Source organism: Arthrobacter sp. BG5, assembly GCF_056680155.1.
Genome location: NZ_CM155268.1, coordinates 420,960 through 437,633 on the forward strand (window position 1 = coordinate 420,960; position 16,674 = coordinate 437,633).

Consider the following 16,674-nt stretch of genomic DNA (forward strand, 5'->3'; position numbering starts at 1 on the left):
ACAATTCAAGTCTACGCCGGGCCCGGGACAAAACCTAGATGGGGGTGGACGGACGAAGGCACAGGTAGCAGGATTGAGCTATGAGCTCCCACAGCGCACTCCTGAAGCACGTAAGCATCGCCGCCAAGGATTCAACCTTGGTGGCGAAGTTCGATATAGACGGGAACATTCCGAGTTCCGGCGCCTACGTGGTGGGCCTCGTGGCGGCCACTCCGGACCACTCGCACCAGCGCCGGATGGAAATCGAGTTCATGAACGGCGAGGCCGTGTCCTTTTTCTGCTTCAGCCATGACGGCACGGAGGAGAACTTTGACCTCAAGGGTGTGGAGCACTCCGGCAACACCATCACGGGGAACTTTCCGCTCAGCACGGTGATGGGGCTGACCAAGGGCCATCTGATGACGGCGTACAGCGACTGCGAGGGCAGGGACTACCAGGCCAACGTGCCCGTCGAGGAGTCGCTCTAGAAGAGCCCAGCCCTAGCTGGTGGCTTTGTACACATCCAGCTCGAGCCTGATGAAGGCGTCGATCATGGCCTTGTAGGTCTGTTCAACGATTTCGGTGTCGATGTCCTTCTGCTCCGCCGTGGACTTGACGTGTTCCAGGACCCGCTCCACCCGGCCGGGGGCACGGACCTCGGCGCTGTCCGCCTTGAGGGTACCGGCGATCCGGATCAGCCGTTCACGGCGCCCGATCAGCGCGACAATCTGCTCGTCCACCTCGTCGACGGCCACCCGCACGGCGGCGAGTTGTTCCTTGTCGGCCTGGGCGTCTTTGGCGTCACGGTGATGTGTGGACATGTCCATGACAGTATCGAAAGATGCAACCACGAGTCGACTTCATCTCATTGGGTGTCCGCAGCGTTGACGCCTCGCGCCGCTTCTACGTTCAGGGCCTCGGCTGGCCGGTCCATCGCGAGGTTCCCGGCGAGGTCATCTTCCTGCAGGCCAACCACGGCCTCATACTCTCGCTCTGGGACGCCGGGCAGATGCAGGCCGAGGCGGCCACTGACGCCCCCGCCGGCGTTCCCTGCATTACGCTCAGCCACAACGTGGGCAGCGCCGACGCGGTGGACACAATAATGCGGCAGGCGGAGGCTGCCGGGGCCGCCGTCGTGGCGGCGCCCACGACCCAGCCCTGGGGCGGGTACACCGGCTACTTCGCCGATCCGGACGGCTTCCGCTGGGAGGTCGCCTTCAACCCCACCTGGACGGTCGACGCCGGCGGAAAGGTCACGGTCTAGGCGCCCTAGTCGCCGGCGATAACGTGGGTTGAAAACACTTCTGCCGATGGGCCGCCCGCTGCGACGAATTCACTCAATAGCGCCAGCCCCACTGAAAGCGGCAGGGAGAGCCTTCCCCGGTACTGGGGCTCGAGCATTGTATCCGGCGACGATCCCCATTCATCCGGTTCACCCACAAGCCTGGTGAATGTGCGTCCACGAACAAACGGTTTCTCAAGTTTCCCGGTCATTCGTTGTTCCAGAACGTGCGAGTCCACGGAGAGCAGACTCAGTGTCATCAGTTCGGGACGCGCCGCTTTTTCGAGCCAGCGTCCGAAGCCTAGAAAGTAGCTCGCCCGTATCTCGCTGGCAAGGACTCCGGCTTCTTCCTGCAGCTCACGGTTGGCCCCGTTAGCCGCCAATTCCGCCAGCGAAAGCGAAGCGCGACCCTGAAAATCTCGGGGCTCCAGCGCACCCGAGCCGCTCGGAGCCAACTGTCCGCCGCTATTGAGATTATGAATTCCCTGATCCACTATGAGCAGCTTGCCATCGCTGGTGAATGCCATGACAGAGGTGCCAACCACGTTCACAAGCCATGAGTCGTGGAAGTCCCTGAGCGCCCCGCGCCGGTTAATGAATAGTCTTCGCCCGTGGTCTGCGGTGAAACGACCAGCTTGGCTTACGTCGTGGAGTGCAAGTTGGTCCGTTGCGATGTGCTGAAAGTAGGTTGCGGGCTGAAAATCTATCCAGCGAGGCAGCTCAGACGCGGCCGTCCCGACACCGACGTTGGAGTTCCAGCCAAGGATGGGCCCGTCAAAGACATGCCTAAGCTTGATCTTTTCGTCGAGAAAGCGTTGGCCGAGGGCGCTGAGTGCCGGGGGCACCGTGAAGGGTTCGGAATCCAGCCTCGCCTCCAGTCCGTGCCGTATGGCCGCGCTCACCAGTGCATCCGAGAGGAACGATCCGTGTGGAAACTTCCGATAAGTGAACCGACCGTGGTTGCTTGTCGCCTGCGCCACGCTGTCGAAGGAATCGCTCACGCGCGGCTCGAACACCGTCGACGCAACTGAGCGCCGGTGGGCTCTCACCTCCATGTACAGCAACGCAAATGAGACTGCCGCCAGGAGCATGTTGATCCATTCCGGGATGGTAATCCAGACCCCGAGAAGGCCAATCACAGCAAGTGCAGTGCTGAGGATGATCCACCGCAGCCCACTGGCCCTTCGCCGGATTCGATAGACCGCGGTAGCCGACTCACGACCAAAAATTGTCACCATTGCCCCCTTGGTTGACCCAGACTCTCATCGGGACAAATGTACCTTCGTCCCGGCCTGCAAACCCGCACGCGGCGTGGAAGGTAGCAACGTCCGGGGCGCGCGTCCCCTAGAACAGGCTGCCGACCGGCTCGATCAGCTCCGGGGAATCGTTCCTGACATTCCCGACGGCGGTGCCGACGGCGTCGATCCGCCAGCCCTCGGCGACGTCGTGCGCGCCGGCCCGGACCAGGCCCACGAGGGCGGCGGCGTCCCCGGCCTGCGGGTCCAGCCAGGTTTCCATCGTCGTACGGTCCATCGGCAGCGGGACGCGGTCGTGCAGGGCCGTCAGTTCCGCCAGCATGCCGTCCGCGTAGCCTTCCGGCGGCGAGTCGGTGGTGAGGATCGACGTCGAGAGCAACCACCGCTCGGGGTCCCCCTCGGCCTTGGACGGGTCCTTCCACCATTCGTAGAGCCCGGCGAACACCACCGGGCTGCCGTCCTTCGGGTGCACGTAGTACGGCTGCTTGCCGCGGCCTTCGCCCTTCCACTCGTAGTAGCCGTCCGCCGGAACGGCGCAGCGCCGGGCGCGGGTGGCCTTCCGGAAGGCCGGCTTCTCCAGCACGCTCTCGCTGCGCGCGTTGATCATTTTCGAGCCGATGCCGGGGTCCTTGGCCCAGGACGGCACGAGTCCCCAGCGGGCAAGGTGCAGCTGACGCACGGGCGCGCCGTCCACCAGCCGCTCCAGCAGGATCGGCACGTCGGCGGTCGGCGCGACGTTCCAGGACGGCGGAATCACGATCTCTTCTTCCAGTTCGGCGTCGAACTCGGCCAGCAGGTCCCCGACGGCCCGGGCCATCACGTAGCGTCCACACATGGCACCAGCATGCCACCGTGCCGAATCTGTGTCATCCGGACGGCCACCGGGAATAGTGCCGGGTATTACGGCGGGGAACACGTCCGGTAAACAGGACCCCGAGGTCAGGCCGCCCCCAGCGCCTTCGGGAATAGCGGGCTTCGGGTTACGGTTATTGACAGTGACGTACGACTTATATCGGCAACCGGCGCTGCCACTCATCACCGTCAACCAGCGCCGTCAACCAGCTTTGAGGAGACCTTCGTGGATTTCACCCCCGATTCCGGCACCATCACCATGTTCTCGACCACCTGGTGCGGCTACTGCAACCGGCTGAAGAAGCAGCTGGACGCCCAGGGCATCGGGTACACCGAGATCAACATCGAGGAAGTCGAGGGCACCGCCGAACTCGTGGAGCAGCTCAACGGAGGCAACCGCACGGTCCCCACCGTGCTCTTCCCGGACGGCACCGCCGCCACCAACCCTTCCGCGGCCGAGGTCAAGAGCCGGCTCGCGGCCTAAGCCACCTTTTCAGGACACCCCCACACCACTTGCGGCGCGGACTCCCGGCTAACCCCAGGAGCCCGCGCCGTGCCGCTTCCGCCAGGCAGCGGTGATGAAAGGAGCCAGCCCCATGGTCCACGAAGTCAAAGCCGCAGTAGTCCGTTCCAAGGACGCACCCGTCACCCTGGAAACCATCCTGGTCCCGGATCCCGGACCCGGCGAGGCCCTGGTGGATATCCTTACCTGCGGCGTCTGCCACACCGACCTGCACTACAAGCAGGGCGCCATCAACGACGATTTCCCGTTCCTGCTGGGCCACGAGGCCACCGGTGTGGTCAGCGCCGTCGGCCCCGACGTCACCGAGGTGGCCCCCGGGGACCGGGTGGTGCTGAACTGGCGCGCCGTCTGCGGCGAGTGCCGGGCCTGCCGCCGCGGCGAGCCGCAGTACTGCTTCAACACGCACAACGCCAAGCAGAAGATGACGCTGGCGGACGGCACCGAGCTCACCGCCGCGCTCGGCATCGGCGCGTTCGCCGAAAAGACCCTCGTCGCTGCCGGCCAGTGCACCAAAGTCGACCCCGACGCCGACCCAGCCGCAATCGGCCTGCTCGGCTGCGGCGTTATGGCGGGACTCGGCGCCGCGATCAACACCGGTGACGTCCAGCGCGGCGACTCCGTCGCCGTGATCGGCTGCGGCGGCGTGGGCGTGGCGGCCGTTGCCGGCGCGGCGCTCGCCGGCGCCACCACCGTGATCGCGGTGGACATCGACCCGAAGAAGCTCGAACGTGCCAAGGAACTCGGCGCCACGCACACGGTGGACTCCTCCGCAGTCGACCCGGTGGAGGCGATCCGCGAGCTGACCGGCGGCTTCGGCGCCGACGTCGTGATCGACGCCGTGGGCCGGCCGGAGACGTACAAGCAGGCGTTCTACGCCCGCGACCTTGCCGGCACCGTGGTCCTGGTGGGCGTCCCCAGCCCGGAGATGACCCTGGAATTGCCGCTGCTGGACGTGTTCGGCCGCGGCGGCTCGCTGAAGTCCTCCTGGTACGGCGACTGCCTGCCGTCCCGCGACTTCCCCATGCTGATCGACCTCTACCGGCAGGGCCGGCTGGACCTGGACGCCTTCGTCACGGAGCGGATCACGATCGAGCAGATCGAGGAAGCGTTCGGGAAGATGCACTCCGGTGCCGTGCTCCGCTCGGTGGTCGAGCTGTGAGCGGCGTTTCCGGCACGGGCCTGCGGGTTGAGCAGTTGGTCACCTCGGGCACGTTCTCGCTGGACGGCGGCACCTGGGACGTGGACAACAACGTCTGGATCGTCGGCGACGACCGGGAATGCGTGGTGATCGATCCGGCCCATGACGCCGCCGCCATCGCGACTGCCGTCGCCGGCCGGAAAGTCACCGCGATCCTGCTCACCCACGGCCATGACGACCACATCGCCGCGGTGGGCGAATTCCGCGGTCTGGTCAAAGCCCCGGTCTACCTGAACCGGGAGGACTGGATGCTGTGGGAGCGGGTCTTTCCGGGCACCGAGCCGGACCACGACCTCGCCGACGGCGATACGTTCCACGTCGCCGGCGCACGCCTGGTGGCCCTCCACACGCCGGGCCACTCCCCCGGCTCCGTCAGCTTCCAGCTGGAGAGCGAGGGCACCGTCTTCACCGGCGACACGCTGTTCCAGGGCGGCCCCGGCGCCACCGGCCGGTCCTTCAGCGATTTCCCGACCATCATCGAATCCATCAAGTCCCGGCTGCTGACACTGCCCGCGGACACGGTGGTGCGCACCGGCCACGGTGATTCGACGACGATCGGCGCCGAAGCGCCGCAGCTTGCGGAATGGATCACGCGGGGACACTAGCCCCGCGGCGGCCCGGCCCTCCAAGCCCTGTTGCTGGCCCCGTCCGGAGTTACGGAGGGGGCCAGCCGCCGGTGGGCCTGCCTGCCCGGCCTGCGAACGGCAGCCTTCCGGCCACCTCGTATTAGGCTGTGGGCCCATGAACACTTTCCCCAGCATGGATCCGGGCATCTTCGCGGCTGACCTGAAGGAGCAATTCGAGGCCTTCCTCGACGAGCACCGGGCCGCCCTGCACGACTGCCTTGACGGGCTGAGCGAGCGCGAGGCCCGGGCCTCCCTGGTCCCCTCGCGCACGACGCTGCTGGGGCTGGTCAAGCACGCCACGTTCGTGGAAAAGGTCTGGTTCGACGAAGCCGTCACGGGCCGGAGCCGGCAAGAGATCGGCATACCGGCGACCCCGGACGAATCCTTTGTCCTGGACGACGGGGACACCATCGCAAGCGTCCAGGCCGCGTACCGGCTGGCCTGTGCGGAGTCACGCGGCCGGACCGCGCCGCTGGGACTGGACGACCCGGTGACCGGCAACCGGCGCGGACCGCTGCCTCTGAGATGGGTCTATCTGCACCTGCTGCGGGAACTCGCCCAGCACTGCGGGCACGCCGACATCCTGCGCGAGCAGCTCCTCGCGGCGCGCACCGCCGGCTGAGTCCCTGGCTAGGCCGGCAGGGCTGCGAAGTCGCCGTCGCGGAGAGAGGCGTAGCGGCCGTAGGCACCCAGTACGGCCGCCTCGACGGCCGCCACGTCAATTCCCGGCACCAGGTCATCAGCGGCGCCCGCCGTCGCCGGGTCCCAGTCCAGTCCCAGGGCCGCGTAGCCGGCCTCGAGCACGGCCCTGATCGGCGCCGAGTTCTCCACGATAATCACGGAGCTGAACAGCCAGCCACCGGAGACCACCCGCTGGGCAGTGCCGATGAGTTTAATCCGGTGCTGCGGTTCCCGCGGATCCTGGCCGTGGACGCTGAACTCCCCCGGGCAGTATTCGCCGGGGATCTCCCCGACGGCCGCGTCCACGCCGGCGTCGCGCAGTGCCTGTGCCAGCAGTTCGCCGAAGAAGGAGAACCGCCCCTTCGCCCCCGCGATCGCGTCCGCGTGCGGTTCCAGGTGGTCGATCACCAAGGTCCCCTCGTGGTAGGCGGCGGCCCGGCCGCCGGCCTTCCGGACCAACGGCTCGAAGCCCAGCGCCCGGCAGGCCTGCGCCGCGGCGTCGAAACCGGGCAGGTGCGTGTCGCGCTGGCCGAACGCCACGGTCGGCGCGGGCCGGTAGAGCCGCAGCATGGGCCCCAGCGCTCCGGTCTTCACCCGCTGCAGCAGCTCCAGGGCGAGGTCCAGGTCTGCCGCGGCGCCGAGCGAGTGCTCCTGCCGGAACACCGTCAAGGTCCGGGGTCCGGCCACGCCCTGCTGCATGTTGTTATGCTCCCTTATGCTAATTCTGCAATTCCTGGTGGTAGCCGCCGCGTTCGCCGCCATCGACGCCGTCTGGCTCAAGTCGATGAATAAGTTCTACCGCCGGCACCTGGGCCACCTGATGGCGGACAAGCCCCATCTAGGGTACGCCGTGGTGTTCTACGTGCTGTACATCGCCGGGATTGTCTTTTTTGCGCTCCGCCCGGCGCTCGACGGCGGCAGCTGGCTCACCGCACTGGGGTACGGCGCCGCACTTGGCGGGTTCGCCTACGCCACTTACGACCTCACCAACGCCGCCACGCTGAAGAACTGGCCGCTGGCGATCGTCGTGGCGGACATCGCGTGGGGCGCATTCCTGACCGGGCTGGCCACGACCGTCGGCTGGCTCGTCTTCCACTGACCCGCCGGACCGGCCGGCCCCTGCGCCGACTCGCTCTTAGCTTTTGCGCAGCGTCAGGATCTGCTCGGCCCGCCCGAAGGGACCCTGCAGGTCGTGCAGCACCGTGGAGGTCAGGCCGATGCCGTCCGTGCCGAACGAGACCTCGTTGTCCAGGCCCAGCCATTCGCCCTCCGGCCGCCGGTACATGTGGATCTGCAGGTCCAGGTTGGGGAAGGCGTAGCTGTCCTTGCCCGGCGGAACCCGCGCGGCAATCCCGTTGGCCGTGTCCACCAGGCCGATCAGCCGAGCCAGTTCACTGCTGTCCGCCCGGTCCGTGAGGGGGTGGTCGGTGCGCAGCCAGACGGTCCCGGAGCCGGCGCGGTGTCCCTCGGCGATCCGCATTGTGAGCGAGGCGATATACCCGCCCGGCCAGACGGTGGCGGCGTCGTAGGGTTCGCAGTCCTCCGGCGCGGGGATCCGGGGGTCTTCGAAGGCGGCAACGGCGGAGGTGTCGGAGGTGATCATCCGCCAGGCCGTAGCCCGGATCGCCACGCGGCCGCCGGCGACGAGTTCGGCCTGCAGCAGTTCGATGGTCCGTCCGGGGCGCAGCGTAGTGGTGGTGACTTCGAACTCGCCGCCCGGGATGAGACCGAGGATCTCGTAACTGATCCGCGCCATCCGCATGTCTTCCCGCAGCTCGTGCCGGGCCAGGCAGTCAGCCATGATGCCCGACGCCGGCGCCATGTGCTGCTCGTGCGCGTTCCAGGCGCCCTGGGCGTGGATGGTGGAGCGGAACCGCCCCTCCCCCAGCACCTGATAGTAGAAATCACCTTCGGCCAGCACCGGTAGTTCAGCAGTCAACGTCGACCCTTTCGCCGCATCGTTCAGAGAATCCCACTTACCCTATCGCCTGCGGCCACCGCCGCTTCAGCGTGCGGTTGCGGCGGGGGCTGCCGGGGGCGGCACGGGCACCAGCTGGCCCGCATTGTTCCCATGTGTTCCGCCGGACTGGGTAGACTCGGGATCAGCTTTACCCCCACTATTCTGCGAAGAGGTGCTCCCCCTGATCCGCGTAATCAGCTACAACCTCCGCAAACACAAGGCCAGCGGCGAACTGGAGGCCCTGGCCAGCGGCTACGAGATTGATGCCCTCTGCCTCCAAGAGTGCGACACGGAAGACCTGCCCGAGAGCATCGGCGACCTTCACCTTGCCGACGCCACGCGGGGCAACCGCCTGGGCCTGGCCATCTACTACCGCAAGGACCGTTTCACCGCGTACGAGACCAAGACCTTCGCGCTGAAGAAGTCCCTGCACGACCGGGTACTGGCGCCGGCCCACGAGCGCCTCATCGGCACCCGCGTGGTCGACAACGAGACGGACCACGACCTGGTCATCGCGTCCTTCCACGCGGCGCCCCTGACGGCGTCGAACTCGCTGCGCCGTAACCAGATCCACGCCGCGCACGCGGAACTGCTGAGCATGGGCGGCGGGCTGATGACGCTGATGGTGGGCGACTTCAATTACCCGTTCTTCACCAAGTACCTCACCGAGCAGATGAAGGACGCCGGCTACGAGCTCTCGCTCAGCGACCGGCGGACCTACACCCGGTACAAGGTCTTCAAGGGCCACTTCGACTTCGCCACCTCCCAGGGCCTGATGATCGAAAGCGTCGAAACCCTGCCGCGCGGCGCCTCCGACCACCTGCCCATCCTCATCTCTGCGGAGTACGGCCAGAACGCGCCGGGGATGCCGGACGAGGCCGCGCCGGCCTGACGGCCGCCTGGCTGGGCCGGTTCTTAAGCGTTTCTTAACGGGCCCAGGGAAGAGTGGGTGGCGACGCGTTTCCGCGTCGCCACCTGACGCCGGAGGATTCCATTGGCTGGACCTGCCCCTGACCACCGCAGTGCACCACCCCGCCGTGCCGGGGCGCGCCCTGCCGCCCGGCCACGCCTCCGGGCCCTCCCCCAGCCGAGGCACTGGCTGCTGGCCGGCTCCCTGCTCTGCGCTGCCGTCATCGCGCTGGGCCTGACGGTGCAGCTGGTCCCCGGCGATACCGCAGTCGAGCTGGGCGTGGACCAGAGCCTGAGCCGGCAGCACGCCGCGGCGCTGACCGCCGTGGCGATGGGTATCAACGTACTCTTTGGCCCGGTCGCCGGGCTGGTGCTGGTCGGCGCCGTCGCCCTGTACCTCTGGCTGGTCCGCCGCGACCTGGTCAGGGCCGTGGCTTTCGGTTTGGCGGCCTGCTCCGGCTGGGTGGCCAGTGAAGCCTTCAAGCTCCTGATCCACCGGCAACGGCCCGACCCGAAACTGCTCTTCGATCCGCTCGCCCCGGAGACCGGCTCCAACAGCTTTCCCTCGGGCCACGTCTCCTTCGCCGTGGCCCTCGCCTTCGCGCTGTATTTCCTGGCCCGGGGAACCCGCTGGTCAAAGGCAGCCGCCGTCGTCGGGGCAGCCATGGCGCTGGTCGTGGCCTGGTCGAGGCTCTATGTCGGGGTCCACTACCCTACCGACGTCGCGGCCAGCTTCCTGGCCGCGGGCGCCGCGGTGGTCCTGCTCGCCGGAGTGTGGAACCGTTTCGTGCCCCGGCTGGTGGAACGCCTGCCTTCCGGCGCACTCCTACGTTCGAACCGACCCTGAGGAGGACCGTGCGCAGCATCCATCTCCCGGCCCTGGTCCCGGCCCTGGCGGCCGCGGCCGGCTCCCCCTCCCTGCTGGACCCGGCCAGCCTGCTCGCGGGCCTCGGCCCGGCCGCGCTGGGCGTCATCGCCGCCATGGTGTTCGTCGAATCCGGGGTCCTGTTCCCGTTCCTGCCGGGCGATTCGTTGCTCTTTACGGCCGGACTCCTGCACCAGCAGCTGGAGCTGACGCTGCCGGTACTGATCGGCGTCGTCACCGCGGCCGCTATCGCCGGGGACCAGGTTGGCTACACGCTGGGGCGCACGTTCGGGCGGCGCTGGTTCAAAGACGATGCCAGGGTGCTAAAGACTGCCCACCTGGCCACCACGGAGGACTTCTTCCGCCGCCACGGCGGCGCCGCCGTTGTGCTGGCCCGGTTCGTGCCGATGGTCCGGACGTTCGCGCCACTGACCGCCGGCATCGGCCGCTACGGGTACCGGTTGTTCACCCTCTGGAACATCGTCGGCGCCCTGGCCTGGGCGACGTCGGTCGTCCTGCTCGGGACCTGGCTGGGACACTACGAGATCATCGCCAGGAACATTGACGTCATCGCCGTGGTGATGGTCCTCGTCTCCGTCGTGCCCGGGGTGATCCAGTTCCTCAGGCGCCGGCGCAGCAACCGCGGCGACGACGCCGGGGCCGGCAAGGCCGCCGGGGCCGGCGGAACAGGCCACGACACGGCCCACCGCGTGCCGACCGGGGAACCAGCCGCGGAAGAATAGGCGGCATGACACTCGCTGACCGGCCGTCCCTGCTGCTCGTCGAAGACGACCCCAGCCTGGGCCCGCTCATCGCCGAACTGCTGGAGCGGGACTACCGGGTCCGGCTGGTCGCCAACGGGCAGGACGGGCTCCATCTGGGGCTGACCGAGGCCTGGGACGTGATGGTGATCGACCGCGGCCTGCCCGTGCTGGACGGGATTGCCGTGATCACCGCCCTGCGGTCCAGGGGCATCTCCACCCCGATCCTGGTCCTGACGGCGCTCGGCGCCCCGGACGAAAAAGTACGCGGACTGGACGCGGGCGCCAATGACTATGTGACCAAGCCGTTCGACGCCGGCGAACTGGCCGCGCGGTTGCGCGCCCTGACCCGCACCTACACCGCGCCCGCCGCGACCGTGAGTCTCGGCGACTGGGAGCTGGACCCGGCGTCGCGTTCGATCCGCTCCGTTTACGGCGGCATAGTATCCCTGACGGCGAAAGAGGCCGAGCTGCTTGCTGCCCTCGCCGCGGACCCCGGCAGGGTCTTCACCCGCGACGAACTGCTCGCCGGCTTCTTCCACCCGACAGACCAGCCCGGCGTGATCGATACTTACGTCCACCACCTGCGCCGGAAAATCTCCAGGTCGGTGATCCGCACCGTCCACGGCGTCGGCTACCAGATTGGCGACGCGCGTGACTAAGGGAGCCCATGACTAAGGAATCGCTGCCGGGCGGCACGCCGGATCAGTCCACCCTCCGCAAGGCCTCGCTGAAGGTGGCGGTGCGCGTCACCGCCGCCTGCGCGGTGATGGTGCTCTGCCTGCTCGCCGTCGCCGCCGGCTATCTAATGAACAAACTGTCCCAGCCGGAGTTGCCGCCCCCCGCAGCCTCCGGGACCTACGCCTACCTGGATTCCAAGGATCTGCTGGAGGCAATGCTCATTGCCGGAGCGGCGGGCATCGCGTTGGCCGGCCTCGTCGGCTGGCTCAGTGCCCGCAGCGCCATCCGCCCGCTGGGAGAGGCGCTGGCCCGGCAGCGCCGGTTCGTCCAGGATGCGAGCCATGAGCTGCGCACACCGCTGGCCATCCTGGACACCCGGATCCAGCTTGCGCAGCGCGACGTCGTCCCGGACTCCGCCCCGGGGCGGAACCTGGCCAGGATCCGCGAGGACGCGGCCACGCTGACCGGAATTGTCAACGAACTGTTGCTGGCCGCGACCGCGGCCGGCCCGGATCCCGGGACCGAGCCAGTGGAGCTGGCCGACATCGCAGCTTCCGCCGCTGAGAGCCTGCAGCAACTGGCGTCCACTAACGACGTCGTGCTGGACTTCGCCGCCACGGCCCGGCCGCGGGCCAGGATTGAGCCGAACGCCCTGCGCCGGGCGGTGCTGGCGCTGGCGGACAACGCGCTGGCCCACACGCCGCCCGGCGGCCGCGTCACAATATCCACCGCCGCGCAGGAGCACCAGGCCGTGATCAGCGTCGCGGATACCGGTCCCGGGATCACCGGCGTGGACCAGGACCGGGTCTTCGACCGGTTCGTCAGGACCGCCAGCCAGGACGGGGCCCGGGGTGAGCGGAGCTTCGGAATCGGGCTGTCCCTGGTGCGCGAGATCGCCATGGCCGCGGGCGGTACCGTCGAGGTTGCCCGGACCGGCGCCGAAGGAACGCTCATGCGGATCATCCTGCCCGCGGCCGGGACCGGCGCGCGGTGAGCTTCCTGTCCCTGGCACTGATCGCCGTCGTCGCCTTGGCCGGACCCCTGCTCGCCCTGCCGGTGCGCTGGCGCTTGCCGGTGGTCCTGGGCGAGTTGCTGGCGGGCGTGGTGATCGGGCGGACGGGGTTCGCGCTGGTCGATCCGGATGACCACACCTTCACCCTGCTGGCGAACATCGGCTTCGCGCTGATGATGTTCGTCGCCGGGACGCATGTGCCGGTGAGGGATCCGCTGATCCGGACCGCCCTGGGGAAGGGCCTGACCCGGGCAGCGCTGGCGGCCGGCGCGGCTGTGGTGGCCGGAACCGGCATGGGTCTGGCCTTCGGCACCGGCCATGCCCCGCTCTACGTGGTGCTGCTGGCCTCCTCCTCCGCTGCACTGGTCCTTCCGATTGTCGACTCGCTGCGCCTGGGCGGACCCCAGGTGATCGCCATGACGGCACAGGTGGCCATCGCCGACATCGCCTGCATCGTTGCGGTGCCACTGGCCGTGGACCCGCCAAACGCCGGCCGCGCCGCCGTCGGGGCGCTCGCGGTCGGGACAGCTGCCGTCGCGCTCTTCTTCGCGCTGCGCTCGCTGGAACGCAGCGGCACCCGCCAGCGCATGCACCGCCTCTCCGAGGAACGGAAATTCGCCCTCGAGCTACGGATCCAGCTGGCCCTACTCTTCGCGCTGGCCGCATTGGCCAATTTTGGCCACGTTTCGGTCATGCTGGCCGGTTTCTCGTTCGGCCTGGTGGTGGCCGCCGTCGGCGAACCGAGACGCCTGGCCCGTCAGCTCTTCGCCGTCAGCGACGGCTTCCTCGGCCCGATCTTTTTTGTCTGGCTGGGCGCGTCCCTGAACCTGCGCGACCTCGCCGGCCACCCGGACATGGTGGCGCTGGGGCTGTCGCTGGGGATCGGGGCAATCCTGCTCCATGCAGGACTGCGGGCGGTGGGCCTCCCCCTGCCGCTGGGTGTCTTCTCGGCCGCCCAGCTGGGCGTGCCGGTGGCAGCTGCCAGCATCGGCACGCAACTCCACGTGCTGCTGCCGGGAGAAGACGCCGCCCTGCTCCTGGGGGCGCTGGTCACCATGGCCGCAAGTGCGGTCGCTGGATCGCGGGCCGCCAAGACCTTCGCCCGACCCCCCGAAGCCGGCAACGCCAAACGCTGAACCCGCCTGGCGGGCGCCCCGGAAACGCGAATCCGTGCAGCTTCACCCGGCCGGTTACCGGAAAGTAACCCCGCGCGGCCAGAAACCCCTGCACAAACGTGCAGAACTCTCCGCGCCGCAGGAAAACTTCCCTAGCGTGAAAGGAACAACGTGAGCCGGATCACAGGCAGGGGCAGATTCCTTACTCCGGTTCGTCCACACCGACCCCTCAGTGCCGAGGGGCCCGACCGAAGAGGTACTTCCGTGTCCCAGTCCAGCAGATCAGCCCGAGCCAAGCGCGCCGCCTCCGCGGCGGTGGGCGCCATTGCCCTCCTTTGCGGATCCCTGGCGGCTTCGCCCGCGGCCAATGCCGATACCGTCGACGTGTCCCCTCCCGGAGCGAACGACTGGTCGTGCAAGCCCACGACGGCGCACCCCTTCCCGGTGATTCTGGTCCCGGGGACCTTCGAGAACATGGCAAAGAACTGGGCGAGCCTGGCTCCCGCCCTCAAGAGTGAGGGCTACTGCGTCTATGCGCTCAACTACGGTTCCACGAACGGCATCGACGCTACCGGCCCGGTCGCCGATTCCGCCGCGGAGCTCGCCCCCTTCGTCGACGCCGTGCTGGCCTCGACCGGCGCGCCCAAAGCAGACCTGGTGGGACACAGCCAGGGCGGCATGATGCCGCGGTACTACCTGGGATTCCTGGACGGCGCGGACAAAGTCAACCATCTGGTCGGCATCGCCCCGTCCAACCACGGCACGCAGGGGCTGATCACCCCCGCGCCGGACTCCGTGCCGCCGGCCACCTCCCTGGGCGGCTCCAACTGCCAGGCCTGTACGGACCAGCAGGCGGGCTCGGCCTTCCTGGCCACGCTCAACTCCATCGGCGACACCGTGCCCGGCCCGGCCTACACGGTCATCTCAACCACGCACGACGAGGTGGTGACGCCGTACCAGAGCCAGTTCCTGGCAGGGCCTGCGCAGCAGGTCACCAACATCACCGTCCAGGATAAGTGTCCCGCCGACTTGATCGAACACGACCAGGCGCCCAACGACCCGGTGGTTCAGCGTCTGGTCTCCAATGCGCTGGGGCGACCCGCCGGCCAGCCGGCGGATCCTGCCTACCAGCCCGCTTGCCTCTAGGCGGGAGTCCGCCCGGTCGGCAGACGTAGAATCGAGCATGGAACCCGCCAGCCCGTCGGCAACCCGGAACTGAGCGGGGCCCCGTGCGCCGCCGATGGATCGGAAGCATCCCGCCCGGGATCAAGATTGTCCTTGGCTACCGGCGTTCCTGGCTGAAGTCCGACCTGGCTGCGGGGGCTGCCCTGAGCGCCGCCCTGATCCCGGCCGGCATGGCCTACGCCGAAGCCTCCGGGCTGCCGGCCGTCACCGGCCTGTACGCTTCGGTCATCCCCCTGCTGGTGTACGCCGTCTTCGGCCCGTCACGGGTGTTGATCGTCGGCCCGGACTCGTCCCTGGCGCCGATGATCGCGGCGGCGATCGTGCCCCTGGCTGCCGGGAATCCCGGGCACGCCATGGCCCTGGCCGGGGTGCTGTCCCTGCTCATGGGCGCGATGTTGATTGTTGGCCGGTTCCTCAAACTCGGTTTTGTCACCGGCCTGCTGTCCAAGCCCATCCGGGTCGGCTATCTGAACGGCATCGCCCTGGTGGTGATCGCCAGCCAGTTGCCCAAGCTGCTTGGCATTCCGGCCGACGCCGGATCCCTCGCCGGCAGCCTCGCCGGAGCAGTGCAGTCACTGCTCCAGGGCACCGCGAATCCGGCGGCACTGCTGTTCGGCGCCGGCACCATCGCGGTCATTCTCGGCTGCCGGGCCCTGCCGTGGAAAGTGCCCGGCGTGCTGCTGGCCGTGCTGGCGTCCATGGCCGCCACCGCGGCGGCCGGGCTGAGCGCGGCCGTTCCGGTGGTGGGCGCGCTCCCGGCCGGACCCCCGGCGGCCGCCCTGGGCAGCGTCCGGCCGGAGGAAATCCTGGCCCTGCTGGGCCCGGCGGCCGGCATCGCGTTGATCGCCTTCGCGGACACCTCGGTGCTCTCGACCAGCCTCGCGCGCCGGCGCGGCGCCCACGTCGCGGGAGACCAGGAAATGGGTGCGCTCGGCTTCGCCAACGCGGCCTGCGGACTGTTCGGCGGTTTTCCGGTATCCGGCAGCACTTCCCGCACCCCGATCGCACTCGAAGCCGGGGCGCGGAGCCCCCTCAGCGGCGTGATCGCGGCTGCCATGGTGGTGCTGTTCATGCTCGTCGCGCCCGGGGTCACGGCGTTCCTGCCCTCCAGCACCCTGGCGGCCGTCGTCATTGTTGCCGCGGTCTCGATCGTTGACGTCCGCACGCTCCTCCGGCTCATCCGAATGAGCCGGACCGAAGCCGCGTTGCTCCTCGCAACGTTTCTCGGCGTCGCCTTCGTCGGCGTCCTGGAGGGCGTGGTGGTCGCGATCGCCCTGTCCCTGATCGCCTTCGTCCTGCGCGCCTGGGATCCGTACCGCACGGAACTGGCCAGCGTCGACGACATGCCCGGGTACCACGACCTCAACCGTCACCCGGAAGGCCACCGGGTGCCGGGCCTCGTCATTGCCCGTTTCGACGCCCCGCTGTTCTTCGCCAACGGAGCGGTGTTTGCCGAGCACATCCGCACGCTTGTGGCGCGGGCCCCCGTCCCGGTGCGCTGGGTGGTGGTGGCCTCGGAGGCCATTACCGACCTCGACACCACGGCCCTCGATGACCTCGTGGAACTCGATGACGAGCTCTCCCGGGAAGGCATCAGCCTGGTCTTCGCCGAGATGAAGGGGCCCATCAAGGACCGGCTGATCCGCTTCGGCGTCAGTAGCCGGTTCGGCCCGGACCACTTCTTTCCCACCGTGCACAACGCCGTGCGCTCCTACCGCAGGGAGTTCGGCCTGCCCTGACTAAAGTGTGTGCCGAGATGACAGTTCGCGCCAATGTTTGCTGGAAACAC

20 protein-coding genes are annotated in these 16,674 nt (G+C 68.3%); 15 read left to right on the forward strand and 5 right to left on the reverse strand.

Annotated features, from left to right (window positions below):
* The first annotated feature begins 80 nt into the window (after window positions 1–80).
* A complete protein-coding gene (locus tag AC1MBE_RS01840; protein ID WP_346960712.1) occupies window positions 81–467 on the forward strand; it encodes a hypothetical protein in 387 nt (128 codons plus the stop codon).
* A gap of 12 nt (window positions 468–479) precedes the next feature.
* On the opposite strand, the gene AC1MBE_RS01845 is transcribed toward AC1MBE_RS01840, so the two are convergent.
* Window positions 480–806: a chorismate mutase gene (locus AC1MBE_RS01845; protein WP_479780434.1), complete on the reverse strand. Its 327-nt coding sequence runs from the start codon at window positions 804–806 to the stop codon at window positions 480–482.
* A 14-nt stretch (window positions 807–820) separates the two neighbouring features.
* Here AC1MBE_RS01845 and AC1MBE_RS01850 point away from each other — a divergent pair, with 14 nt between their 5' ends.
* Window positions 821–1,243 carry a VOC family protein gene (locus AC1MBE_RS01850; RefSeq protein ID WP_479780436.1) on the forward strand — a complete coding sequence of 141 codons (423 nt, stop codon included), beginning with the start codon at window positions 821–823 and terminating at the stop codon, window positions 1,241–1,243.
* 5 nt (window positions 1,244–1,248) lie between these two features.
* Here AC1MBE_RS01850 and AC1MBE_RS01855 read toward each other — a convergent pair whose 3' ends face one another.
* Window positions 1,249–2,499 carry a hypothetical protein gene (locus AC1MBE_RS01855; RefSeq protein WP_479780438.1) on the reverse strand — a complete coding sequence of 417 codons (1,251 nt, stop codon included), beginning with the start codon at window positions 2,497–2,499 and terminating at the stop codon, window positions 1,249–1,251.
* Between the two features lie 106 nt (window positions 2,500–2,605).
* Window positions 2,606–3,352 carry an SOS response-associated peptidase gene (locus AC1MBE_RS01860; protein WP_479780440.1) on the reverse strand — a complete coding sequence of 249 codons (747 nt, stop codon included), beginning with the start codon at window positions 3,350–3,352 and terminating at the stop codon, window positions 2,606–2,608.
* Between the two features lie 243 nt (window positions 3,353–3,595).
* On the opposite strand from AC1MBE_RS01860, the gene AC1MBE_RS01865 reads away from it, so the two are divergent.
* The 4 genes from AC1MBE_RS01865 (at window position 3,596) to AC1MBE_RS01880 (ending at window position 6,338) form a co-directional block, all read left to right on the forward strand.
* The gene (locus tag AC1MBE_RS01865; RefSeq protein WP_056739948.1) at window positions 3,596–3,853 is read left to right on the forward strand and encodes a mycoredoxin; all 258 of its coding nucleotides are present in this window, start codon (window positions 3,596–3,598) and stop codon (window positions 3,851–3,853) included.
* A gap of 112 nt (window positions 3,854–3,965) precedes the next feature.
* Window positions 3,966–5,051, forward strand: coding sequence for an S-(hydroxymethyl)mycothiol dehydrogenase (locus tag AC1MBE_RS01870; RefSeq protein ID WP_479780442.1), 1,086 nt, complete (start codon window positions 3,966–3,968; stop codon window positions 5,049–5,051).
* Window positions 5,048–5,695: an MBL fold metallo-hydrolase gene (locus tag AC1MBE_RS01875; RefSeq protein ID WP_479780444.1), complete on the forward strand. Its 648-nt coding sequence runs from the start codon at window positions 5,048–5,050 to the stop codon at window positions 5,693–5,695. Before AC1MBE_RS01870 ends, AC1MBE_RS01875 begins: the two co-directional genes overlap by 4 nt.
* Window positions 5,696–5,831: 136 nt before the next feature.
* Window positions 5,832–6,338 (forward strand): DinB family protein, encoded by a 507-nt coding sequence (locus AC1MBE_RS01880; RefSeq protein WP_479780446.1) that lies wholly within the window; start codon window positions 5,832–5,834, stop codon window positions 6,336–6,338.
* Window positions 6,339–6,346: 8 nt separating this feature from the next.
* On the opposite strand, the gene AC1MBE_RS01885 is transcribed toward AC1MBE_RS01880, so the two are convergent.
* Window positions 6,347–7,096 carry a lipoate--protein ligase family protein gene (locus tag AC1MBE_RS01885; protein ID WP_479780447.1) on the reverse strand — a complete coding sequence of 250 codons (750 nt, stop codon included), beginning with the start codon at window positions 7,094–7,096 and terminating at the stop codon, window positions 6,347–6,349.
* A gap of 16 nt (window positions 7,097–7,112) precedes the next feature.
* On the opposite strand from AC1MBE_RS01885, the gene AC1MBE_RS01890 reads away from it, so the two are divergent.
* A complete protein-coding gene (locus AC1MBE_RS01890) occupies window positions 7,113–7,496 on the forward strand; it encodes a DUF2177 family protein (protein WP_346960719.1) in 384 nt (127 codons plus the stop codon).
* A gap of 36 nt (window positions 7,497–7,532) precedes the next feature.
* Here the strand turns inward: AC1MBE_RS01890 and AC1MBE_RS01895 are convergent, their stop codons facing one another.
* A complete protein-coding gene (locus AC1MBE_RS01895) occupies window positions 7,533–8,336 on the reverse strand; it encodes a thioesterase family protein (RefSeq protein WP_479780449.1) in 804 nt (267 codons plus the stop codon).
* Window positions 8,337–8,541: 205 nt separating this feature from the next.
* Here AC1MBE_RS01895 and AC1MBE_RS01900 point away from each other — a divergent pair, with 205 nt between their 5' ends.
* The 8 genes from AC1MBE_RS01900 (at window position 8,542) to AC1MBE_RS01935 (ending at window position 16,624) form a co-directional block, all read left to right on the forward strand.
* The gene (locus AC1MBE_RS01900; RefSeq protein WP_479782729.1) at window positions 8,542–9,249 is read left to right on the forward strand and encodes an endonuclease/exonuclease/phosphatase family protein; all 708 of its coding nucleotides are present in this window, start codon (window positions 8,542–8,544) and stop codon (window positions 9,247–9,249) included.
* Between the two features lie 102 nt (window positions 9,250–9,351).
* Entirely contained in the window at window positions 9,352–10,113 is a 762-nt protein-coding gene (locus AC1MBE_RS01905; protein ID WP_479780451.1) for a phosphatase PAP2 family protein, read from the forward strand.
* 8 nt (window positions 10,114–10,121) lie between these two features.
* Window positions 10,122–10,874, forward strand: coding sequence for a DedA family protein (locus tag AC1MBE_RS01910; RefSeq protein WP_479780453.1), 753 nt, complete (start codon window positions 10,122–10,124; stop codon window positions 10,872–10,874).
* Window positions 10,875–10,879: 5 nt separating this feature from the next.
* Window positions 10,880–11,554, forward strand: coding sequence for a response regulator transcription factor (locus AC1MBE_RS01915; RefSeq protein ID WP_479780455.1), 675 nt, complete (start codon window positions 10,880–10,882; stop codon window positions 11,552–11,554).
* Between the two features lie 8 nt (window positions 11,555–11,562).
* Window positions 11,563–12,567: a sensor histidine kinase gene (locus AC1MBE_RS01920; RefSeq protein ID WP_479780457.1), complete on the forward strand. Its 1,005-nt coding sequence runs from the start codon at window positions 11,563–11,565 to the stop codon at window positions 12,565–12,567.
* The gene (locus AC1MBE_RS01925) at window positions 12,564–13,721 is read left to right on the forward strand and encodes a cation:proton antiporter (protein ID WP_479780459.1); all 1,158 of its coding nucleotides are present in this window, start codon (window positions 12,564–12,566) and stop codon (window positions 13,719–13,721) included. The genes AC1MBE_RS01920 and AC1MBE_RS01925 overlap by 4 nt, the downstream gene beginning before the upstream one ends.
* A gap of 243 nt (window positions 13,722–13,964) precedes the next feature.
* Window positions 13,965–14,846 (forward strand): esterase/lipase family protein, encoded by an 882-nt coding sequence (locus tag AC1MBE_RS01930; RefSeq protein ID WP_479780461.1) that lies wholly within the window; start codon window positions 13,965–13,967, stop codon window positions 14,844–14,846.
* A gap of 83 nt (window positions 14,847–14,929) precedes the next feature.
* On the forward strand, window positions 14,930–16,624 hold the full coding sequence (locus AC1MBE_RS01935; protein WP_479780463.1) for a SulP family inorganic anion transporter: 1,695 nt from the start codon (window positions 14,930–14,932) through the stop codon (window positions 16,622–16,624).
* The last annotated feature ends 50 nt before the right edge of the window (window positions 16,625–16,674 follow it).